The organism is Aquimarina sp. I32.4 (assembly GCF_002924285.1).
GTDB lineage: Bacteria > Bacteroidota > Bacteroidia > Flavobacteriales > Flavobacteriaceae > Aquimarina.
Genome location: NZ_PGUB01000028.1, coordinates 11,921 through 35,694, shown reverse-complemented (window position 1 = coordinate 35,694; position 23,774 = coordinate 11,921). Strand labels below are relative to the sequence as shown.

Annotated in this window: 23 protein-coding genes; 11 read left to right on the top strand and 12 right to left on the bottom strand. The window is 31.6% G+C overall.

The window, feature by feature from the left end; translation table 11 throughout:
* Nucleotides 1–285 precede the first annotated feature (285 nt).
* Nucleotides 286–687 carry an STAS/SEC14 domain-containing protein gene (locus CVD18_RS08410; protein WP_103864999.1) on the top strand — a complete coding sequence of 134 codons (402 nt, stop codon included), beginning with the start codon at nt 286–288 and terminating at the stop codon, nt 685–687.
* Between the two features lie 17 nt (nt 688–704).
* On the opposite strand, the gene CVD18_RS08405 is transcribed toward CVD18_RS08410, so the two are convergent.
* The 5 genes from CVD18_RS08405 to CVD18_RS08385 form a co-directional block, all read right to left on the bottom strand.
* The gene (locus tag CVD18_RS08405) at nt 705–1,949 is read right to left on the bottom strand and encodes a CinA family nicotinamide mononucleotide deamidase-related protein (RefSeq protein ID WP_103864998.1); all 1,245 of its coding nucleotides are present in this window, start codon (nt 1,947–1,949) and stop codon (nt 705–707) included.
* A 2-nt stretch (nt 1,950–1,951) separates the two neighbouring features.
* Nucleotides 1,952–2,290 carry an Hpt domain-containing protein gene (locus tag CVD18_RS08400; RefSeq protein ID WP_103864997.1) on the bottom strand — a complete coding sequence of 113 codons (339 nt, stop codon included), beginning with the start codon at nt 2,288–2,290 and terminating at the stop codon, nt 1,952–1,954.
* A complete protein-coding gene (locus tag CVD18_RS08395; protein ID WP_103864996.1) occupies nt 2,291–2,902 on the bottom strand; it encodes a fumarylacetoacetate hydrolase family protein in 612 nt (203 codons plus the stop codon).
* Between the two features lie 25 nt (nt 2,903–2,927).
* A complete protein-coding gene (locus tag CVD18_RS08390) occupies nt 2,928–3,707 on the bottom strand; it encodes a 3'-5' exonuclease (RefSeq protein ID WP_103864995.1) in 780 nt (259 codons plus the stop codon).
* A gap of 81 nt (nt 3,708–3,788) precedes the next feature.
* On the bottom strand, nt 3,789–4,475 hold the full coding sequence (locus CVD18_RS08385) for a metal-dependent transcriptional regulator (RefSeq protein ID WP_103865014.1): 687 nt from the start codon (nt 4,473–4,475) through the stop codon (nt 3,789–3,791).
* Nucleotides 4,476–4,541: 66 nt separating this feature from the next.
* Between CVD18_RS08385 and CVD18_RS08380 the strand changes: the two genes are divergently transcribed.
* The 10 genes from CVD18_RS08380 to CVD18_RS08335 all read left to right on the top strand — a co-directional run bounded on the left by CVD18_RS08380 (nt 4,542) and on the right by CVD18_RS08335 (nt 17,388).
* Nucleotides 4,542–6,809 (top strand): TonB-dependent receptor, encoded by a 2,268-nt coding sequence (locus CVD18_RS08380; RefSeq protein WP_103865013.1) that lies wholly within the window; start codon nt 4,542–4,544, stop codon nt 6,807–6,809.
* 1 nt (nt 6,810) lies between these two features.
* Nucleotides 6,811–7,278, top strand: a complete 468-nt coding sequence (locus CVD18_RS08375) for a thioredoxin fold domain-containing protein (RefSeq protein WP_103864994.1) — start codon at nt 6,811–6,813, stop codon at nt 7,276–7,278.
* Nucleotides 7,279–7,280: 2 nt separating this feature from the next.
* A complete protein-coding gene (locus tag CVD18_RS08370) occupies nt 7,281–8,198 on the top strand; it encodes a metal ABC transporter solute-binding protein, Zn/Mn family (protein WP_103864993.1) in 918 nt (305 codons plus the stop codon).
* A gap of 168 nt (nt 8,199–8,366) precedes the next feature.
* Nucleotides 8,367–9,104, top strand: coding sequence for a metal ABC transporter ATP-binding protein (locus CVD18_RS08365; RefSeq protein WP_103864992.1), 738 nt, complete (start codon nt 8,367–8,369; stop codon nt 9,102–9,104).
* 152 nt (nt 9,105–9,256) lie between these two features.
* Nucleotides 9,257–10,387: a metal ABC transporter permease gene (locus CVD18_RS08360; RefSeq protein ID WP_103864991.1), complete on the top strand. Its 1,131-nt coding sequence runs from the start codon at nt 9,257–9,259 to the stop codon at nt 10,385–10,387.
* Entirely contained in the window at nt 10,380–11,540 is a 1,161-nt protein-coding gene (locus tag CVD18_RS08355) for a metal ABC transporter permease (protein WP_103864990.1), read from the top strand. Before CVD18_RS08360 ends, CVD18_RS08355 begins: the two co-directional genes overlap by 8 nt.
* 36 nt (nt 11,541–11,576) lie before the next feature.
* Nucleotides 11,577–11,948 carry a hypothetical protein gene (locus CVD18_RS08350; RefSeq protein ID WP_103864989.1) on the top strand — a complete coding sequence of 124 codons (372 nt, stop codon included), beginning with the start codon at nt 11,577–11,579 and terminating at the stop codon, nt 11,946–11,948.
* A 388-nt stretch (nt 11,949–12,336) separates the two neighbouring features.
* A complete protein-coding gene (locus tag CVD18_RS08345; protein ID WP_103864988.1) occupies nt 12,337–14,820 on the top strand; it encodes a TonB-dependent receptor in 2,484 nt (827 codons plus the stop codon).
* A 178-nt stretch (nt 14,821–14,998) separates the two neighbouring features.
* On the top strand, nt 14,999–15,301 hold the full coding sequence (locus CVD18_RS08340) for a hypothetical protein (protein WP_103864987.1): 303 nt from the start codon (nt 14,999–15,001) through the stop codon (nt 15,299–15,301).
* The gene (locus CVD18_RS08335; protein ID WP_103864986.1) at nt 15,301–17,388 is read left to right on the top strand and encodes a PepSY domain-containing protein; all 2,088 of its coding nucleotides are present in this window, start codon (nt 15,301–15,303) and stop codon (nt 17,386–17,388) included. The genes CVD18_RS08340 and CVD18_RS08335 overlap by 1 nt, the downstream gene beginning before the upstream one ends.
* Nucleotides 17,389–17,438: 50 nt before the next feature.
* Here CVD18_RS08335 and CVD18_RS08330 read toward each other — a convergent pair whose 3' ends face one another.
* The 7 genes from CVD18_RS08330 to CVD18_RS08305 all read right to left on the bottom strand — a co-directional run bounded on the left by CVD18_RS08330 (nt 17,439) and on the right by CVD18_RS08305 (nt 23,659).
* Nucleotides 17,439–18,170: a GNAT family N-acetyltransferase gene (locus tag CVD18_RS08330; protein ID WP_103864985.1), complete on the bottom strand. Its 732-nt coding sequence runs from the start codon at nt 18,168–18,170 to the stop codon at nt 17,439–17,441.
* Nucleotides 18,171–18,217: 47 nt separating this feature from the next.
* The gene (locus tag CVD18_RS08325; RefSeq protein ID WP_103864984.1) at nt 18,218–18,667 is read right to left on the bottom strand and encodes a DMT family transporter; all 450 of its coding nucleotides are present in this window, start codon (nt 18,665–18,667) and stop codon (nt 18,218–18,220) included.
* The gene (locus tag CVD18_RS08320) at nt 18,664–19,293 is read right to left on the bottom strand and encodes an NAD(P)H-dependent oxidoreductase (protein ID WP_103864983.1); all 630 of its coding nucleotides are present in this window, start codon (nt 19,291–19,293) and stop codon (nt 18,664–18,666) included. Before CVD18_RS08320 ends, CVD18_RS08325 begins: the two co-directional genes overlap by 4 nt.
* A 68-nt stretch (nt 19,294–19,361) precedes the next feature.
* Nucleotides 19,362–19,967, bottom strand: a complete 606-nt coding sequence (locus CVD18_RS08315) for a Crp/Fnr family transcriptional regulator (RefSeq protein ID WP_103864982.1) — start codon at nt 19,965–19,967, stop codon at nt 19,362–19,364.
* A 12-nt stretch (nt 19,968–19,979) separates the two neighbouring features.
* Nucleotides 19,980–20,147, bottom strand: coding sequence for a hypothetical protein (locus tag CVD18_RS22530; protein WP_158250414.1), 168 nt, complete (start codon nt 20,145–20,147; stop codon nt 19,980–19,982).
* A gap of 438 nt (nt 20,148–20,585) precedes the next feature.
* Nucleotides 20,586–21,371: a hypothetical protein gene (locus tag CVD18_RS08310; RefSeq protein ID WP_146052737.1), complete on the bottom strand. Its 786-nt coding sequence runs from the start codon at nt 21,369–21,371 to the stop codon at nt 20,586–20,588.
* Nucleotides 21,372–21,463: 92 nt separating this feature from the next.
* On the bottom strand, nt 21,464–23,659 hold the full coding sequence (locus CVD18_RS08305; RefSeq protein WP_103864980.1) for a T9SS type A sorting domain-containing protein: 2,196 nt from the start codon (nt 23,657–23,659) through the stop codon (nt 21,464–21,466).
* Nucleotides 23,660–23,774 lie beyond the last annotated feature (115 nt).

Genomic DNA, 23,774 nt, shown 5'->3' with positions numbered 1-23,774 from the left:
AAATTAACGAATTATTTACCTAACCCCCAATAATATTTTAGTTATTTTTTCTTCTTTTTTATTTTTTTTCTGTCTATCCAAAAAAACAAAAAACAGGTATTTTTACGTATTTCATAAACATCTACATACAACTACCTTTACATCAGTTGGTTTCATAATTGCAACTAACTACTTAATATGGGGTAATTAAGTAGCAAACAAAGTGGGTCATAAAACTATGATCCGCTTTTTTTGATCATCAAATTAGACTAAATTTGATATCAAACATAGTATCTTTTATAAATTATGCAATGGAAAATCAATAAAAGCCTTATAAAAAAGTATGATCTTGATATTGGTACAGTATACTTTTATCAGAATTATGTTGTTACCGAAATAAAAGAAGGCATGCTTCTCAATTATGAAAAAGCAGGTCAATTACTTTTACTTGGCAAAGAATATTATGGAAACAACGTTCCTTTTGTTTATATATCAAATAGGATTCATTCGTATTCTTTTGAGCCTACCGATCACTTTAAATCTACAGAATTGTTTCCTAACCTAAAAGGGTATGCTGTAATTACACATAATGTAATTGGAAACAAAATTGCAGAACTGGAGCAAGCTTTTTTAAACACTCCTACTCAGATCTTTGACAGCTTGGAAGAGGCTATTATATGGGTAGAACAATTAATTTCTCATGATTAACGCTTTTCTTAAACAAATTACTTAAGTAATTCATTATATAACAGCTCTAGTGATTTATTGACAGTTTTTCCTATGGTTCGCTCTCTAAGGTTACTAAATACATGTTTCTCAGAAAAAACACCCTCTGGAGTGGCTATTGCGATAAAAACAGTACCTACCTCTACATCTCCATCTCCTCTTGTTGGCCCTGCATTACCAGTTGTAGCTATTGCATAGTCCGTTTTTAACTTCTCTTTTACTTTCAAAGACATAGCTTCTGCTACTTCTGTGCTGGTTACTGTATATGTTTTTATAAGATCAGCATCTACCCCCAAAATATCAACTTTGGATTGAGTAGCATAGGTAACCACTCCTCCATTAAAATAAGCTGATGCTCCTTCATTAATTGTAAATGAATGTGCTATCATACCTCCTGTACAACTTTCTGCTACAGAAAGGGTCTTATTCTTCTTTACCAACAATTTACCGATCCCCTTTTCGATGGTTTGATCTTCTTCGTAACCAACAATAACATCTCCAATAATAGCATCTAGGGATATGACATTACTATTGATTGTATCTAGAAGGAGTTTCTCATCAGTACCTTTTGCGGATAACCTAAGGCGTACTCTACCTAGGCTTGGAAGATATGCTAATTTTATAAATTGGGGTAAATCATTTTCCCAGTCTTCAATTTTTTCTGCTATTGAACTTTCTCCCATACCATGGGTGAGTATGGTTTTATGAATTATATATGGCCTTTTGAACCTCTTTTGTATTCTTGGCAACACCTCATCTTTCATCAACCCCTTCATCTCATAAGGAACTCCAGGCATAGATATAAAAACTTTGTTGTTTTTTTCTAACCACATTCCAGGAGCAGTACCATATTGATTCATCAGAACCGTAGCCGTACTAGGAACCAAAGCTTGTTGCTTGTTTACTTCTGAAATTGGGGCTGAAATATACTTCGCAAATAATTCTTTTACATGTACTAATACTTCTTTGTTTAACACTAAAGTATCATTAAAATATTCACAAAGCGTATGCTTTGTAATATCATCTTTGGTAGGTCCTAACCCACCTGTAATCAAGACAATATCCGCTCTACTACTAGCTTCTTGCAGAGCATTGAGTATATCTTCTTTTTCATCTTTTATAGATGTGATTCTACAAACATCAACTCCAATCTTACTAAGCTCTTTGCCCATAAAAGCAGAGTTAGAATCAATAATTTGTCCGATAAGGATTTCATCTCCTATAGTAATTATTTCTGCATACATAGTTAGCTAAAATCTACTTTCAGATCATCTAACGCTTCTTTTACTATTGCTACAATATGATCTAATACAGGAAATATCTGTTCTTTTTCTTTTTTGGTTTTTGACCAAGCCTCTATTTGTTTTATTTCTTTTAAGAGATCAATATCAAATAATTGAAGATTCGGTTTCATTTTATGAGCATATTGATAGGCCATTTGTGGATTATCTGAATGTACAGCCTGCACCATACTATCTAAATCGGGAGGGATTTCTTCTAGAAAAGTCTGTACCAAAACAGCTATAAATTCATTATCGCCTCCTGATAACTCATTTACATTTTTTAAACTATATCTTTTGTTCATCTATTTAACTTTTATTGAAAAAAATTGTTGATTATTTATATATCCGCTCAAAATATCATTGGGATTTACCGCCCCAACACCTGCAGGTGTACCTGTAAATATAATATCTCCTATCTTTAAAGTAAAATATTTTGACACATATTCTATCAATTCATCAATCTTCCACAACATAAATCGGGTATTACCTTTCTGAACAACATCTCCATTTTTTTCTAGATAAAAATCAATAGCATCTACATCTTCAAATTCTTTTTTAGACACCCATTTTCCAATTACAGCAGCACCATCAAAGGCTTTAGCTTTTTCCCAAGGCAACCCTTTTTCTTTGAGTTCTGATTGCAAATCTCTAGCCGTAAAATCGATACCTAAACCAATTTCGTTATAATATTTATGCGCAAACTTCTTATCAATATGTTTTCCTACTCTATTTATTTTGACCAGCACCTCTATTTCATGATGTACATCATCAGAAAAATCAGGTATAAAAAAAGGTTGTTTTTTTAATAAGATAGAAGTGTCTGGTTTTATAAAAATAACAGGATCTTTTGGTTTTTTATTTTCCAGTTCTTCTATATGGTCTATATAATTACGACCTATACATATAAGCTTCATGATATAAGAATGATAAATACAATAATTATAAATTTAAACTATTATTAAGTTTACGTAGTCTAACAGCCGTAAGTACTTTTTTGGTATACAATGGAAAATCGGCATTTTGTATCCATCCAAAATAGCCTGGTTCTTCTTCCATTATTTTCTCTACCAGCTTTCCTTTGTGTTTTCCGAAAGAAAAAATTTCTTTTCCATTCTCATCATATGCAATAAAACCAGCAAAATCTGCAAATTGTTTTCTAGAACTAAACTCTGCCAAAAATTTAGCATCATTTTCTAATTCTGGATATCGATCTAGCTGCGCTTTTAGTACTTCATAAGTAGCCATTGTATCTGCCTCAGCAGAATGTGCATCTGTTAAGTCTTTATCACAATAAAACCTATATGCTGCGGATAATGTTCGTTTTTCCATCTTATGATAAATAGTTTGAACATCTATTGCCACTGTACTCTTCATATCAAAGTCTAATCCTGCTCTCAATAACTCTTCTGCTAATAATGGAATATCAAATCGATTAGAATTAAACCCTCCTAAATCACACCCCTTTATCATCTCATTGATCTTGGTTGCTATTTTTTTAAAAGGAGGTTCATTTGCAACCTTAGCATCATCGATACCGTGTACTGCTGTAGTTTCTGGAGGAATTGGCATTTCTGGGTTTACCAACCAAGTTTTGCTTTCCTGAGTATTATTTGGAAAAATTTTTAGAATAGAAATTTCTACAATACGATCTTTAGAAATATTTACACCGGTAGTTTCAAGATCAAAAAAACATATCGGTCTTTTTAAATTAAGCTCCATAAATTGATTGTGTGATACTCAAAGATAACAGCAATTCTCTAACTATCTTATAGAGTAACTCTATTTTAACATTTACAAATCTTATACTACCTTCTTAACGAATACATTATCGGCAAATTTTCTTGTAACAGTTTCTACTGTATTATCAAATTGAATACGAATAGATTTATCAAATTCTCGAATTTCCAGAATTTTTATTTCACTACTCAGTACCAGCCCTATTTTTGAAACATATTTTAAGAAGTTTACAGAACCATCATCTACAGCTACCAACTGACACACATCTCCTTCTGACAAGGAAGATAGTGTAATTCTTGGTAAAATAAAATATTCTCCATCTCCATTTGGAATAATTTCTCCATGAGGATCATTTTTAGGAAAATCCATAAACCTATCCAGCTCATCAATTAATTTCTGAGACTTGATATGTTCTAATTGCTCTGCTACATCATGCACCTCATCCCAAGTAAAGTTTAAATAATTATATAAAAAGGTTTCCCATAACCTATGCTTACGAATTAATCGCACAGCGATAGCCTTTCCTTCTTCAGTTAGGTCTAGTTTACCATACTTTTCACTCATCACATAATCTTTGGCTTTTAGCTTTTTGATCATATTATTTGTTGATGCTGGAGAAACTTTAAGGTACTCTGCCAACTGATTATTCCCCACTTTTACAGAATCATCCTCTATAAGTAATTGAAAAAGAGCTTTTAAGTAATCTTCTTCACTTTTTGTTAAATTGTTTAAATTTATCTTGTTAGTCATAACTAACTTTTTTAGTTTTGCGTAATTAATAGTTAAAGTCACATGTCGATAACATATAACGGTAATATGCACAAATATATTTACTTAATAGGTATCATATTTATTTTTAACACTGGCCTCGCACAAAACGGCACATTAAAAGGTTTAGTGTATGATGATAACGGTTTGCTTCCTTTTGCAAATATATTTATAGAAGGCACTAATTTAGGTAGTTCTAGCAATGAGAAAGGTGCTTTTGAAATTAAGAATATCCCTATAGGAACCTACAAAATAACAGCTTCATTTACAGGATATAATTCTATCAAGAAAAAATTCACCATTAAAGAAGGAAATAACCAAATTCGTTTTGTTTTAATACAAGGTTCATCATTAGATGAAGTGGTAGTTTCTGGTACTCTTAAACCTGTAAAAAGATCAGAGAGTCCCGTACCTGTTGAAATATTCACTTCTGCTTTCTTCAAAAAAAACCCAACACCAAGTCTTTTTGAAGCTTTACAAAATATTAATGGAGTAAGACCTCAACTCAATTGTAGTATTTGCAATACAGGAGACATCCATATTAACGGTCTTGAAGGTCCTTATACTCTGGTTATGATTGATGGTATGCCAATCGTTAGTGGTTTATCTACCATCTATGGATTATCAGGAATTCCTAATTCTTTGATCGAGAGAATTGAAGTTGTAAAAGGTCCTGCCTCTTCCTTATATGGTAGTGAAGCTGTGGGAGGATTAATTAATATCATTACAAAAAACCCTGATAACGCTCCACAAATTAGCACTGATGTTTTTGCTTCTGGCTGGGGAGAAACCAATATAGATTTTGGTTTCAAAGCAAATGTAGGTGCTGCAACAGCTTTGGTTGGTGCTAATTATTTTCTATACGATCAAATTATTGATAATAATGATGATGGTTTTACCGATCTAACTTTACAGGATCGTATATCTGTATTCAACAAATGGAATTTTAAAAGAAAAAGTGGAAAAAACTTTACATTAGCAGGTAGGTTTTATTATGAAGATCGATGGGGAGGAGAAAATGAATGGGATAAAACATATAGAGGCAGTGATCAAGTATATGGTGAAAGCATCTATACAAATCGTTATGAATTATTAGGTAACTATGAACTACCAATACAAGAATCTGTAGCATTGTCATTTTCTTATACAAATCATGATCAAAATTCTTATTATGGAGATCTATCTTATCAAGCTGAACAACGAATTGGTTTCACGCAGCTTACCTGGGATAAGAAAGTAAAATCACATGATCTACTTGCAGGAGTTGCTTTTCGTTATCAATATTATGACGATAATACGCCTGCTACAGCTCTTAATACTACTAATGCTCCTGAAGAAAAAAATGTACCAGGAGTATTCGTACAAGACGAGATAACAATAACTACAAAACAAAAATTATTACTAGGGACTCGATTTGACTATGATAATGATCATGGAACTATCTTTACTCCTAGAGTAGCGTATAAATGGAGTATCAATCCTAATAATATCGTTAGAGTGAATACTGGTACAGGTTTTAGAGTAGTTAACTTATTTACAGAAGATCATGCTGCACTTACAGGATCTAGAGATGTAATTGTTGAAGAAGATCTTAATCCTGAGGAATCTTATAATATCAACATCAATTATGTCAAAAAGATTTTTCTTGATAACGGATCATTCATTGGCTTAGATGCTTCTGCATGGTACACACATTTCTCTAATGCTATTCTACCTGATTATGAGACAGACCCACAAGAGATACGCTATAGTAATCTTAATGGGTATGCGGTTTCTAAAGGTGTAAGTTTAAATTCTAATGTTAATTTTTCTAATGGGCTAAAACTCATGGCAGGTATAAGTGCACTAAATGTTTCTAGAACAGAAAATGGTGTACGATCTCGTCAGGAATTAACAGAGAGCATTACTGGAACCTGGGGAGTAACTTATAAAATACAGCCCTTGCGTCTTACAATTGATTATACTGGTAATCTATACGGCCCAATGCGTTTACCAACATTAGGTCCTAATGACCCTAGAAGAAAAAACTCTCCTTGGTGGAGTATCCAAAATATACAATTCACTCACGCTTCCAAAAACAATCTTGAAATTTATGGCGGAATCAAAAACCTATTAAACTGGACTCCTAACAAAGGAAATCCATTTTTGATTTCACGTGCAGAAGATCCTTTTGATAATAATGTAGAATTTGATCAAAACGGAGATGTTTTGGTAACTCCAGACAATCCTTATGGACTTACATTTGATTCTACTTATATTTATGGTCCAAATCAAGGAATGCGAGCTTTTCTAGGAGTTAGATACAACCTTTTATAATATGAGAACACTAAATAACATAATAGTCCTTGTTTTATTTGTATTATGCCAAAGTGTAGTATCACAAATAAAGATAAATTCTTTTGAGTCTCTTGAAGATGCTATGAAAATTGACCCAAAACCTGTGGTTATTTTTATTCATACAGATTGGTGTATCTATTGTAAAAATATGGAGAGTACCACTTTCAAAAACAATGAGATCATCCAAAAATTGAATACCGCCTTTTATTTTATAACCTTAAATGCAGAAAACCGTGAAACGATTAATTTTCTTGATAACGACTTTCGCTTTAATTCAAATGGTCATAAAACAGGAATACATCAACTAGCAAAAGAGCTTGCAGTAATAAACAATAAGATTGCGTATCCTACATTAACAATACTTAACAAAGAATATGAAATTATATTTCAGAAACAATCTTTTTTAAGCGCAAATCAACTTCTTAAAATTTTAGAAAAAATATCTTAAAAATGATCAAACACATAGTACTTATATGCGCATGTATTGCGACTTTATTTTCTTGTAAAAAAGAGACCAGAGATAAAAACGAAAAACTCAATATAGTTACTACTACTTCTATGATTACAGATTTAGTAAAAAATATTGGGGGTGATCTAATTGAAGTCAATGGATTAATGGGCAGTGGTGTAGATCCACATTTATATAAAGCCAGTGAGGGTGATGTTTCTAAGTTAATACAGGCTGATGTAGTTTTCTACAATGGCCTTCATCTAGAAGGAAAGCTCGTAGAAGTATTTAAAAAAATGGCCCATCAAAATACCAAAACTATTGCTATTGGAGAAAGTATCGACAAAAACACATTGATCGGTTCAGACTATTTTGCTTCAAACTACGATCCACACATATGGTTTGATGTGGCAAATTGGAAAATTACCACCACATTCGTTATTGATCAACTCAAAACTATTGATCCAAAAAATGCAGAAGCTTTTGCTAGTAACGGAAAAATATACCTAGATCAACTTGATAAACTAGAAACTACTTTAAAAAATACGATCAACACACTACCCAAAGAAAAACGAATTTTGGTTACTGCTCATGATGCTTTTAGTTATTTTGGTAAAGCCTATGATTTTAAAGTAGTTGGACTACAAGGACTATCAACAGCTACAGAAGCTGGAGTACAAGATGTACAAAAATTAGCTAGTTTCATCATTGATAACAAGGTGAAAGCTATCTTTGTAGAAAGCTCTGTCCCTAAACGAACTATAGAAGCCTTGCAAGCAGCGGTAACATCCAAAAATCACCAAGTCACCATAGGAGGCACATTATTTTCTGATGCTCTTGGTAATCCTGACACTAAAGAAGGAACATATATTGGTATGTTTGAATATAATGTAAACACAATTATAAATGCACTAAAATAACTACCATATAAAAAAGAAGTATTTATTACTATTTTGATAAGATATGCCATATCCAAATTACATCAAAAAACATTTATTTTTATTAATCTATTCTGTTATATTTATCAATATTTCTCTGATACAGCAATATGTTTGCTATTATCTCTTCAACAAAACGATCAATGATATATGAGTAATAAAATTGCAGTTCAAATAGATGACCTTACTGTAGCATACAACTACAAACCTGTATTATGGGATATTGACCTAGCAATACCCGAAGGAGTACTTATGGCAATTGTAGGACCTAACGGAGCAGGAAAATCTACTTTGATCAAGTCTATTTTAAATATCATAAAACCCATTGCAGGAAGTATTCAAATCTATGGGAAACCATATCAAAAACAGCGTTCTCTGGTTGCCTATGTTCCTCAAAAAGGAAGCGTAGACTGGGACTTCCCTACAACGGCACTAGATGTTGTAATGATGGGCACTTACGGTAGTCTTGGATGGATTAAAAGACCTGGTCAGAAAGAAAAAAAAGCTTCTCTAGAAGCATTGGAAAAAGTAGGAATGCTCGCTTTCAAAAACAGGCAAATTAGCCAACTATCAGGAGGACAACAACAACGTATTTTTCTAGCAAGAGCCTTGGTACAAAATGCAGCTATTTATTTTATGGATGAACCTTTTCAGGGAGTCGATGCAACGACAGAAAAAGCAATTATCAATATACTTAAAGAGCTTAGAAAATCGGGAAAAACAGTTATCGTAGTCCATCATGATCTACAAACCGTTCCTGAGTACTTTGATTGGGTAACGTTTTTAAATGTAAAAAAGATTGCTACTGGTCCCGTAAAGGATATTTTTAATGATGATAATTTAACCAAAACATACGGAATTAATTACAAGGTCAGTGTACAACAATAAAAATTAGTTTTTGGAGAAAAAAAAGAAATGTAATTAGTAGACAAAAATGAGTTATATAATAGTTTATGCAAAAAGTGAAATTTAATTTTGAATACGTAATAACCAACCCTTGTCACAAATTTCCTAAAATAAAAACATTCACCTAAGTACTAATGGATATAAAAGAATACATAGAACTTGTCTTTACAGATTATACACTACGCACCATTACATTAGGAACTGCAATACTAGGAGCTATATGTGGTATGTTAGGTAGTTTTGCCGTATTGCGCAAACAAAGTTTATTGGGTGATGCTATTTCTCATGCTGCACTACCAGGTATTGCAATTGTTTTTCTTATTATTGGCACCAAAAACAGTTCTCTATTTTTGTTAGGAGCATTAATTAGTGGATTGATAGGAACATTCTGGATTCGAGGGATAATTAGTAAAACCCACCTTAAATCAGACACAGCTTTGGGCTTGATATTATCTCTTTTCTTTGGTTTTGGGATGTTATTATTAACGTATATCCAAAAAATGCCTAACTCAAATCAAGCTGGATTAGAAAGCTACCTTTTTGGGCAAGCGGCAACTCTTCTAGAAAGTGATGTATGGCTTATGGTAATCGTTACAGCAATCAGCTTGGTTGTTTTATTACTTTTCTGGAAAGAACTCAAAATATTGTTATTTGATGCTGACTACACCAAAACACTCGGTTTTAATACCCAATTTTTAGATATACTTATCACTACCTTTATTGTCATTGCCATAGTATTAGGCTTACAAACCGTAGGTGTTGTACTTATGAGTGCTATGTTACTTGCCCCTGCTGCTGCTGCAAGACAATGGACCAATAGTCTTGGAGTTATGGTTACACTCGCAGCAATATTTGGAGCTTTTTCTGGGGTTTTAGGAACCGCTATTAGTGCCAGTCATAACAATTTATCTACTGGACCTGTGATTGTATTGGTTGCTGGTGTATTTGTTTTGTTTTCCTTTATATTTTCTCCAGGACGGGGGCTATTATTTAGAGAAATTCGATTTAGAAAAAACCGAAATGATCTACAATTACATAAAACACTCTCTTTTATGTATGATATTGCCAGTACACATGAGGATATTTCTCATCCACATGCGATTAAAATTTTAAATAATTTTCAAGGATTTACCAGAAAATCACTTCAAAAATTAGAAGATAAAGATTATGTAAAAATTCAAGGTAATATGTGGTACATGACAGAATCAGGATATCATACTGCTTCTAATTTATACAACCAATTAATCAAAGAAGAAGATGAGTAGCGCACAAATAGAAATACAACTCATTGCAAGCCTTGTAGCAATAGCATGTGCTATTCCTGGTACTTTTCTTGTATTACGAAAAATGGCACTAATTACAGATGCTATTAGTCATTCTATACTACCTGGGATTGTTATTGGTTTTTTTATTACTCATGATTTATCCTCTCCCTTATTAATTATTTTGGCCGCTGCAAGTGGTGTTCTAACTGTAGTGTTAGTAGAATTTATTCAAAAAACAGGATTAGTAAAAGAAGATACAGCTATTGGCCTTGTTTTTCCAGCATTATTTAGTATCGGTATTATACTTATTGCTCAAAACGCTAATGATGTACATCTAGATGTTGATGCTGTGCTATTAGGAGAACTAGCCTTTGCCCCTTTTGATCGTTTATATATAGGAGACACTGATGTAGGGCCTAAATCTTTGTGGATTATTGGTAGTATTGTTGTGATTACCTTAGGTCTTTTATTCACTTTTTTTAAAGAATTAAAAATTAGCACCTTTGATACTGGTCTTGCCGCCGCTCTAGGATTATCACCAGTTATAATGCATTATGGATTAATGACCGTTGCCTCAATAACTACGGTTGGAGCTTTTGATGCAGTTGGTGCTATTTTGGTGATCGCATTAATGATTGCTCCTGCCGCTACAGCATATCTACTAACAAATGATTTAAAAAAAATGCTTCGACTCGCGGTCTTTTTTGGGGTGAGTAGTGCTATTATAGGATATTGGGTAGCACACACACTAGACACTTCTATTTCTGGATCAATGACTACTGTTTTAGGACTTATATTTTTATTTGTGTATTTATTTGCTCCCAACAAAGGATTATTTTCTGTGTTATATAGACAAAAACAACAACGTATTGAGGTTTCTTTACTTACTTTTCTTCTACATTTGGGAAATCACAAAGAAGAAGACGAACGCCATGTAAAACATTTAAACGAGCATATTAACTGGCAAAAAGTACAATCAAAATCTGTTCTTGATCTGGCTCTTAAAAACAATATGATTACTATTGATAATGATATTGTTTCTTTGACAAAAAAAGGCAAAAAGTTTACTACAAAAGCTATTGATTATATCATAAGCAATAAAAACTCTGAAATAGAAACTATGAAAGATCGTTTTTTCTTATTCAGAGGGTAGTAACCATAATAATTCCAAATAAATTACCTGTATCACATGTCTATAGTACCACCTAAATATTATCTACTTCTATTCGTAACTCTATTCTTTACAATCATATCTGGATATAGCCAAATTGGTACTGTACACTTGATAGAAAAAAAGTTAAAAAAACGTACAATCATTTATATACAAAATGATACCGATAAAGAAAAGAATGTGTTTCTAAAAATAAACCCTGTAGGATATAGAAAAAGTGCACAACGACCAATTATCAAAAATATCCCTGCCAAAAGTAAAATGCAGATGCGCATCCTCATTCCTTTACTTAATGTAAAATCTCACTATACATATGATTTGATTGTAAATAAAGAAGCTGAAACTATAGATATAAACAATGTAAAACTAAAACCAAATGACAGCCTATAACAAAGACTCTTTGTACCTAAACTAATAATTCCTTGCAAAAGATAAAGATATCCTCTTTATTTTCTGCTCACTTACCACCGTTTCTTCTATCTTTTTTAATCTTGAAATAGCTCAGCTTATTTTTTTATTTTCTTACCTAAATCAAAAATCTACCACTCATCTTTAGCTAAATTCAAACAAAAATTGGTACAAAAAGTCTTTTTACTGCTTTTAATTATCAAGTAAAATGCAACAATTCTATAAAAAACCATAGTAATCTTCTTATTTATCTAACAATCTCTTAATAAAATCTATTTTTATTTAGATTTATTACAGATAACCTTGGATAATTACTATCCCCCCACTACATTTGCGCGAAATGGACTACTTAAAATAACAAATAAAAGTAATGAAAAATCAATTATCAATCTTATTCTTTTTGACCTTAGGCGTCCTTGGGTTTTCCCAAAATGGAACAGTCAAAGGAACAATAACAGATAATACCCAAAGTGTATTATCTGGAGTTAACGTTTTAATAAAAAATTCAACTCGAGGAGTACAAACCAATGAAAACGGAATTTTTGAAATAGCAAACATACCTAATGGGGATCATACACTGGTAGTGTCGTATTTAGGATTTAAAACAAGAGAGTTCTCTCTTACAATAGCTAATAACGAAACAAAAGAACTCGGTGGGATCATTTTATATGAAGGAAATGAAATACTATCAGAAGTTTTTCTGGTGGGAGAACAAGCAAATAAATTTTCTAGAAAAAAGACAGCATATGTAGCTAAATTACCATTAAAAGATTTAGAAAATCCTCAAGTATACAGTACTGTTACTTCTGAGTTATTAGAATCTCAACTAGTAACTAGTTTTGACGATGCCTTAATCAATGCTGCTGGAGTTAATAAACTTTGGGAAGCTACAGGACGTTCTGGTCAAGGAACCAGTTATTACAGTATGAGAGGTTTTTCTGGCCAATCTTCATTTATTGATGGTCTTCCTGGATTTACATTTAGTGCTGTTGATCCTTCTTATATAGAACGTATAGAAGTATTAAAAGGCCCTACCGCTACCCTTTTTGGTAGTACTGTACCATCATTAGGAGGGCTAATTAACGTAGTTACCAAAAAACCGTATCAAGGCTTTGGAGGAAGTGTTACCTACACTGGAGGTTCTTTTAATACACACCGAGTATCTGTAGACATCAATACTCCTCTAGGAAACTCAGAAAATCTTTATTTTAGATTAAACACTTCTTATCTTACACAAGATAGTTTTCAGGATGCTGGGTTCAAAAAAACATTCTTTATTGCACCTTCTTTTTCATACAGGGTAAATAATCGACTTAACCTTTCTTTTGGTATTGAATATTCACGCACCAAACAAACCAATCCTTTGATGGTTTTCTTGCGCAGAGGATACCCAATGGTTTCTAATACTATTGAAGAATTTGGCCTGGATAATGACAAATCATTTACCAATGATGATATTTTCTTAACGGTACCAACTTTGACTACACGAGCAATAGGCGATTACAAAATTTCTGACCAATGGACTTCTCAAACTATAGTAGCTACCAGTAATACAGATAGTGATGGATATTACCAATACATGGTAGAAGGAGCAGCGGTACCATTATTAGCTTCTCCTGATCCTAATACTCAAGCTTTTGCTAATCAACTTTTACAACAAAATGTACTTACCAGAGTAATGGATAAAAGAGATGAATATGCCTCTACTATAAATGTTCAACAGAATTTTATTGGAGATTTTAAAATTGGTAAAATACGTAACAGAATGGTACTCGGTTTGGATTATTTCACCAAATCCAGTGGGTTTCGCAATAAATTTAGCAACCCTAACCTTCCAGGGTTTCCATTTTTTGATGCTTTCTTTTTACCAAATGGAGAGGTATTACCAACCCCTTTTACTCCTAACAGTAATTACAGAATTACCAGAGCTGAACTTGATCCTATTTTTGATTTGATGCCTGCTACTGTTATCGATACTAAATCTCAAACTTTTGCAACATATGTATCTGATGTAATCAATTTTTCTCCCAACTTATCTGCAATGATTGGATTGCGTTTAAACTATTTTGATCAGGATGGTGATGAGAACGAACCTTTGGACGACTATACTAAAACAACATTTTCTCCAACTGCAGGAATTGTATATCAACCTATATTAAACAAATTATCTTTATTTGCTAATTACCAAACTGGTTTTATCAATGTTGATCCTAATGTAGGTACTGATGGTACTGTTACAACTTTTGACCCTTTAAAATCAGAACAATTTGAGGCTGGTTTTAAAACCAATTTGTTTAATGGTAAACTTAATGCAGGAATTAGTTATTACCACATAATAGTAAATGATAAAGATGCTGGCGATCCAACTGACCCATTATTAGTACGAAGAATTTCTATTGATGAAACAATAAGTCAAGGAGTTGAAATTGAAGTTAATGCAACTCCAATTAATGGATTAAACATAAGAGCTTCTTATTCTTATAATGAAAGTGAGATTTCTAATACTGATTTTGATGTTTTAAAAGATACTAGACCAGAAGAAGCTGGACCAGAAACTCTTTATAACTTCTGGGCAGATTATAAATTCCAGAAAGGAACATTCTTAGAAAATTTTGGTATCGGAGCTGGTTTTAATGGAGCTTCTGAATACTTTACTTTGAACAATAATATTTCAGGTCAATTTACACTTCCTGAATATACTATAGTAAATGCATCTGTATACTATGATGCTAAAAAATTCAGAATAGGGATAAAAGCAAATAACCTTACAGATGAAGAGTACTATAAAGGTTGGAGCACTATAAATCCACAAGCATCACGTGCGTTTTTAGGTACTATATCATACAAGTTTTAATGTGTTTTATAGTTGACCTTAACTAACATCTTAAGCACTCAAATAACTCTAAGTTAAACTACTTAGAGTTATTTGGGTTATAATAAACAGATGATTACTTATAATATCAAATTACCATATAGTTTTATTTTAAATTCTATTTTTCACATTTTTAATTTTCAAATTTATATTCTACGCCATGCCAGCAAATCCTAAATATTTAAATAAATCACCTTGGCAGCAATTTGCCAAAATTTCGGCAGGAATAGTAGGTGGTTATATTATCAGTGCTTTATTGCATATGTGCTTACCACTATTTTTACCTAATCCTAAAGAAATTTTAATTTCATCAATATTCACTTCATTTATTGTCTGGTGCACGTTTTTGATTATCCCTTTCTTATTCAAAAATGGATGGAAAGTTTGGTTACTATACCTTACTATCACTGGAGTACTCTTTGGAATATATTATCTAGGAAATCAAAATAATCCATTTATCTAATGAATAAAAGAAATCACAACGTATTATTCAACACGCATACTGTAAGTGGTATTGTTATAAGTTTTGCATTATACGTAATTTTCTTTGCCGGTGCATTTGCATTGTTTAGAGAAGAAATCACAATATGGGAAGAGGGAAAAACAAAAACACATATTGAAGGAAAAGACATTGATTATGATCATATATTAAAAAAATTAGATACCGAATATGAATTAACTGGTAGGGATATTCAGTTTAACATAGAGACTCAAGCTAATAAACTTTATGTATCTATGGATGTTAGCAAAGATTCCTTGGCATCCGAAAAAGGAAAAGAGTATCATTATTTATATTTAGACATTAATTCATTAGAGACACAATCATATACCGAGTATTATAGTCTAGGTGAATTCTTATATCGATTACACTTCTTCGATCAGTTCTCCTATATAGGTATTTATCTTGCTGGCTTTGTATCCTTATTTTTTTTATTTGCTATCGTTACTGGTGTTATTGTTCACTGGAAAAAAATTATCCCTAATTTTTATGCCTTTAATCCCAGAGCTACACTAAAACGGCTTTGGACAGATGCACACACCGCTTTAGGAATAATAGGACTTCCTTTTCAATTTATCTTTGCCATAACAGGTGTATATTTCTGTTTAAGTCTATTGGTACTTATTCCTGCAAATTTTCTATACAATGGGGATCAAGATAAACTTATAAAAGATTTACGCCCAGAAAGCGAGGTTATTGAATGGGTTAAAAAAACTGATCAAAATATTCCTGAATTCAATCAATTTGCTCAACAAGCATCAGATCGTTGGGATAACTTTCATCTAAAAAAAGGGTTTATTCGTAATTACGGAGGAACCAATATGAAATATATTTTGAATGGAGAATTGGAAAGTGATCAACGTTTTATTGGTAAAGGACGTCTTTCTTATACGATTACAAAAGGGAAAATTGAAGTAGAAAAAGACCCCTATAAAACGGTTTACAAAGAAGATGTTCAACGAGTACTAGGGCGTCTTCATTTTGCCGATTATGGAAATATTGCTGTAAGAATCGCGTATTTTATTCTAGCATTGATTACTTGCTTCGTTATTATTACAGGTGTTTTAATTTGGATCGAAGCGCGTAATAAAAAGAATATGTCGATTAGTCAACGATTATACACTGCCAAAGTAGGGCATATCTATATGGCAATCTGCTTATCAATGCTTCCTGTTACTGCACTGGCATTTATATTTGTCAAAATATCAAATGGATATTTTGAAGACAAGTTAACCACTATCTATTATTTCTATTTTATCACATGGTTAATCACAATTCTATTTTTTAGATTCAAAAGAGATAATTATTTCACAAACAAATGCAGCCTATTACTTGGTGCAATATTTGGTTTTTTAATTCCAATTATTAATGGATTTGTATCAGGAAATTGGATATGGGACACCTATATCAATCATCAATTTGATATCTTATTTATTGACCTTCTATGGATTATCATAGCAGTATTTTCTTTGATCTTTTATTTTAAAATACAACCTCAGGTAAAAGAGCAAAGCGCATACAACAAAAACCCTATAGACTATAAAAACATTGCTTCTTTAAAAGAAGAAGAAAGACAACTTACTTCTAGAGAAAATATAGATAGCACTCTAGCAAGTGAATCATTAGAAACAGAAAAAAACAATTCAAATTATATAACAATGAAAACAAAAATTATCATACTATGGATGTTTATCATCCTTGGATTTATGTTTCACCATATTTATGGACTAGCGACTGTATTCTTTAATGAATCTGTATTTATTGAAGGGTCTACAGGGGAAACGCCTTTTTGGGCACATCAATGGCGTATCTTGATGGAAGGTCTTGCCTTTTTGTTTGCTGTACTCACGGTGCAACTATCGCAAAAATGGTTTCGATGGGTATCATTCATATGGGCAATTATCGTTGCTCTATTTAACGTATATCATGTAGCAGAAGCAATTATGCATGAAGCCTCCAACTACTCAGAAATATGGATTCTTTTATTGATGGCGGTAGCTAGCATCCTACTCGTTATCAACTTACATAAATGGAAAAAAGAAAATAACTAAATCTATATAATATGATAAAAGCTCAGGTCTGATGAAGACCTGAGCTTTTATCATATTATATAGTTCTTTATTATAAACTGTTCTTCAAACCCTAACCCTAGATATATATTTTTTCCCATCGCAGAGGCTTGTAATGTCATATACTCACTTCCTCTAGTAATAGCATCGTTTATTAATAATTTCATTATTTGTCCAGCAAATCCTCTTTTTCTCATTGCTGGAATAACACCAATACCATGCACTCCTGTAATTTTGCCAGTTTGATGTACTATTATTGTCGCAACAGGTTGGTTTTGATAATATGCTAAATAATACTGAATATCATTTTGAGTTCTCATCAATATATCAGAGGGTATTTTATATCCAAATGCCATGGGGTATAATTCTGCCCATATTCTAGCTTCTTTTTCTTTTATAACAGGTACTATAGTTACTGTTTTTTCTACCTCAAAAAGGGTATGCAACCTTAAATGCATTCCTGTTTGTTCAAATTTTAGTTTAAATCCATTTTCTTCAAAAAGTTGATATGAATCACCTCCTTTTATATCCCAATGAGGAACGATCAAGCCAGAAGTTCTTATTTTTTCTTTAGTTAAGTCAATATTTTTTTGCGCTACTTTCTTATGAAACCACAATCTGTTAGGCCAATCTCCTTTTTTTATTGCTAAACAATAGTCAAATTCTGGCGTTGTTGCATAAGTGTCAAAAGGAACACCTACTGTCTTCCATAAAGAAGTAAGATTATTGATATTAGATACTATCATTTTTGACATTTCTTTCATGTGTCTAATTATATTATTTTTTTAAAATATGAAACTCTTTAATGATTTTACTTTATAGTGATAAGTATGATCCCTATACTCATCGAGACTACTCCTATTATTCTTTTGAGTGTCATAGGTTCTGTAGGCAAATTCAACCACCCAAACTGACCAGCAAGTAGTGAAAAAACTAACTGCCCACATAGTCCAAGTGAGATCATTGTTGCAATACCTAATTTTGGAATTGTATAATAATATAAGCTAACTCCAATAACACTACATAATCCACCTGTAAACCATAAATAAACAGGTACATCCTTTAACTCACTCAAACTCGGTACATCTCTTACACTTACAACTATAAATATAAATGCAAAAATTAGACTGCTAAAAAAAGCTACAGCTGATGCTATCAATGGGTTTTTTAAAATCACTCCAAGATGCGCATTCAATCCCCCTTGCATAGCCAGAAATATACCTCCTACAAATGCTAAAACCACCAAGACATACTGATTCATAGGGTTTCAAATAGTTTATCCATAGGTTTTCTTGTTTTTGGTATGAATTGTGTTTGATCATGATCTGATCGATACCCTATTGTAGCAATAACCGCTGTACTTACCCCTTTTTCTCTAAGCTTCAATATTTCATTATATTTCTCAGAAACAAATCCTTCTATTGGGCAAGCATCAATCCTAAGCTCAGCACAAACATTCAATAAATTACCAAGAGTAATATAAGTCTGTAAAGCAGTCCAATGAGCAATTTCTGATTTTGACTTTTCTTTAATTTTACTTTTTATAAAATCGCCATACTGTACCAAATCATTCTTACTTGCTTGTGTCATTACCTCTTTGAGTGCTATATATTGATCTATATCTTGATCTGTTACTGTAGTATAATTACAAAATACGATGAGATGAGAGGCATCTGTTATCTGGCTTTGATCCCATGAAAATCTCTTTAATTCCTCTCTCAATTCTTGATTCTGTATGATTAATATTTTATACAATTGAAGACCATACGAAGATGCCGATAATCGAAGTACTTCTTTTATTGTAGCTAAATCTATATCAGATATTTTTTTTGAAGGATCAAAAAGTTTTGTGGCATAACGCCATTCTTGGTTCTGTAATACTGTCATAATACTCTATCTTAAATTTAGTACAAAAATAAAATAGAGTACCCAGCTATGCATTTACATATGTTGATTCAAGAGTTTTTCTTTATCTCTTTTCTTATTCTACTAAGCTGAGTAGGTGTCACTCCTATATGTGACGCTATATGTAATTGTGGTATTCTTTGATCTATATTTGGGTATTGTTGCAAAAGTTGAAGATATCTTTGTGTTGCATTCTGCATAACCAAAGAGATTTCTCTTTGCTCTTTTTCTATTACCCAGTTTTTTTCGAGATAAGCGATATAGAAATTTTTGAGATCTTCTTTTTTTGTAATGAGATCTCTATATTTCTTATAATTAATAGCTATTAATACAGAATCTTCTAGAGCTTCTAATGTAAAAGCTGAAGGTGTCTTTTGTAAATAGGATACTGTTGATCCCGCAAAATTATTTTCAAGAAAAATATTTTTATTATACGTATCACCATCACTATTAGTAAAATATGCTCTTAATGCTCCTTTGCATACGTAATAAAAGTTTTTTGCTACCTCTCCATGCCTAAGCAAAACTTCTTCTCTTTTCAATATTTGAAAATCAATAATAGATCGCATCAACAACCAGGATTCTTGTTCTATAGAAGCGTAACTTTCGAATTTTGATTTGAGTTCCACAATACATGCCTCTTTATCGATCATCATTTTTAATACTGTTTATTTTATTTCGGATAACAAATCATCTATAGCCTCATCTACCAAAATTCTTATATGTTTGTCAGAACCTTTGATATTACATATTTCTTTTCTTTCATCTCCTAAAAAATAACCCCATTCATCTTGGCTAAAGTTTACAATGAGTAAAATAACTATAATAAAAATCATTTTTTCTATAATTATATTCCTTTTTTATTTCATAAATTCTACTCAAGAAAAATCTATTTTCCTTGTAGAAGAAAAACAAAAAAAGCGAACGATCATATACATCCAAAATGATACTGATCTAGATAAGAGTTTATTTTTAAAAGTAAGTCCTATTGGGTATCAAAGAAATGCTCAACGACTAATTATAAAAAGTATCCCTACAAAAGCAGGGTGCAACTGCTAATTTTAATTCCACTAACAGATGTAGCATCACACTACACTTACAATCTGATTATAAATAAAAATTAGGAAAGTATAAATGTAAGGCGTATCAAAAGCGAAAAATCAAAAGACAGTATTAGACTAGTTATTGAAAATTATTAACGTTTAGTTCTTAGTTTCTATCAACTTTTTAACTAAAGATTTTAGCTCTTCTATTTCTTTTTGTTGTTGGATAGTCTAAAGTGTTAATTCTTCGACTTTTTGTAATAACTTAGCATCCATTTCTCCTAAAAAAATACCGTTTTCCTCTACCTCTTTTGCACTAGGTATATCTTTTAAATGTCCTTTTTCTTTAATATGATTTTCTACTTCAATTAATGTAGGCAACTCGTAATTATCATAAAATACAAAATCAGACCATCCAGTATCCACTTTGATTTCTTTAGCTCTTATTTTACCATTTACAGCTAATTTATATCCCTGAGTATCTCTTGTACCAATACCAACATCCCAAGGAATCATAACTTTACTATTCCAATCTTCTCTTCCAATCATAATACCTCCTCTAATTGTTTGCGCCCCCATAGTTATCTTAAATGGATCATCCGAAGAATTTGGTTTTTGAATATATAGAGTTGCCTTTCCATCTCCTGAATCCATCGAAACACTACTTAATTTTAAATTACCTTCAACAAATACATTCCCTTTAACTGCCAACTTATTACCTCCAAGATTTGTAGTACCTATACCAACATTCCAAGGGATTAACACTTTACTGCTCCAGTCCTCTCTTCCAATCATAATACCTCCTTTAATAGTTTGTGATCCCATGGTTATCCTAAAAGGATCGTTTGAGGATTGAGGTCTCTGAATAAAAAGCCCGCTCATTCCATCACCCGATGTCATTTTGAATTGGGTTGCACTTACTGTCCCAGAAGTGGTATTATCACCATTAGAATTCCATTGAGCTTGAGCATTATAAAATACACTAAGCAAAGTCATCATCAACATTATTCTTTTCATGATATATTAATATTTATCTATTTAATTTTTAGTATTACCTATTTAATGTCTTGCCGAATACAAATGTTACCGTTTAAACAAATGGTTTTATATTATTCTTTTACTATAATCTTATTAATTATTTGCTCATTAGAAATAGTAACGTTTAAAAAATAAACCCCTAAATCTAAAGTATTAGTATTTATCATAATACTAGTATTCTTATCATTATTACCTGCTAAAACCTCTAAACCTTGACTATTCCTTATTCTCCAATCAATAATTCCTTCTTTATATTCTAGATTTAGCACATCAGAGAAGGGGTTAGGATAAAAAGAAAAAAGTTCAGTTTCCCCTTGGCTAGCACTATTCTCTTTGGATAAAGTGATATTTTGACTTTTAACATTAGAAGATTGTTTGTTAACTGGCTTAATAATTTCACATGGATTAGTTTGAATTTTTAAAGTAATCGTTTTGGTATTACCAGTTGGTCGAATACTTATATTTGATTCTCCTTTTATTGAAATCCCTTTACCAGCAATAATATCATATTTTGGATAAACTCCCCCCTGCACCTGATTAACAATAGAAGGATAATCAGCAGATCTGAGTTCTAATTCATAACAAGCTCCAAATGTCTGAGTATCTGAAGAAGACTTTGAGGTAGTTACATCAATATGTTTATTCACTCTACTTGCATATAATGATTGCTTATCTAAAAGGGAATATGGGCATCCTCTATATTTTTTAATACCTTTTTGGTATCTGCAAAAATCTTCATGATCAGGCACTCCATCTCCATCAGAATCGATTCCATTAGAGTTTTCATCATTCAAATCTCCCTTAACAACTCTACTTCCATAAATACTGCCATTATAACTACCAAATCCATATAAATCCAATACTACAATTTCATAAGTTTTAGCATTTAACACATCATCTGGTTTTATATTTTTTATTAAATCTCCAAAGAAATTTTCTGCGTCAGTGGTAAGTTTTATTTCAAAATTGAGAGGCTCATATACTTTTTTAATTATTGAACGCCCATATTTACGCTCTCTTTTTCCATATTCTGCCACGTATATTCCATCTGGTGTATCAAATGTCATTATAACGTTAGCTTGGGATTCATTTCCAAAAACATCATTAAATTCTTTACCTAAACCTTTCAGCAAGCCCTTTAATCCTTTAGAAATAAGTTTATTTATATCAATATCTATTCTTAATGTATCTAACTTTTTTCCAACATTATGATAAATTTCATAATTAAATCCATTTTTAAAAGGAAACTTTTCAAAAATATTAGTAGTACCCTGAATACCTGTATGCAATGTATTACCATTAATATCAATTACTCGGTTGTAATTATTATCTTTAATTAAAAAACTGTGGTTAAAAGTAGGAGGAGCTGGATATTCAACAGGATACCTAAGAACCACTGTTCTTCCCATCTCTAAATACCTACAAAAATTATCTTTCTTCCAAATAGAAATTCCTAAAATTTTCTTTTTTTTCTGAGATTTTACTTTTGCATATACCGAAGAAAAAAGTAAATAATTCTGGTTTGAAAATTTTGTACGAATTCTCTTATCATTGTTAATATAACTTCTACAGACCTCTGAACTTCCAGGAAGGAATGATTCAAAAAAACCAGAATCATCAAAATTACAATTCTCTAAAGTATAGGGAGGTGCATAGATATCAGTGTTTGATACTTTAGCCTCAAAATTTTCTGGAAGAGCAGAATTTCTATTACTAATAGAATTTTCGTAATTAAAATTAAAAAACTTCACATTGTCTCCTAAATCATATACTATATTATTATTTATCGTTTGAGATGGGAAATTAACATATGATTTTGACGATTTTTTTTTAGCATTTACTTTTTGCTTAATATCACTATTGACACCATTCACAAAATACACTCCATTAGATTCATATTTATAAACATTACCTCCAACTACAATTTCTCTATTATTATTAAGCAAACGTGCTAACCTATCATCTCCAATTAATGGATCATCCTCTATATCTCCCTCAGGGATATCTATTAAATTTTGTTTATAATATTCAAGTTTTTTGGCTTGATTTAACAAGCTTTCAAACCCTTTACTTTCTAACATTGAAACTACACTGATTAACCGATCTTCATTATCATCAGAAGTATAAAATTTTATAAAATCTTGTAGATGTTTTTCTGAGTTAAAAATTAATCGCTTTTTTATTTTATCAACAGTTGGGTTCTCTATTTGGGAATTCCCTATGAACGACATTCCTGTAAAGATTAATAATAAAATAATTTTATTCATATCTGTTTAGTTGTTTATATATTTATGTCTTATCGAATAAAAATGTTACCTACTTAGCACTCTTTTTGTTTTCCGATTTATGTAAAAAATGGAAAACAAAAAACCACAACAAGAT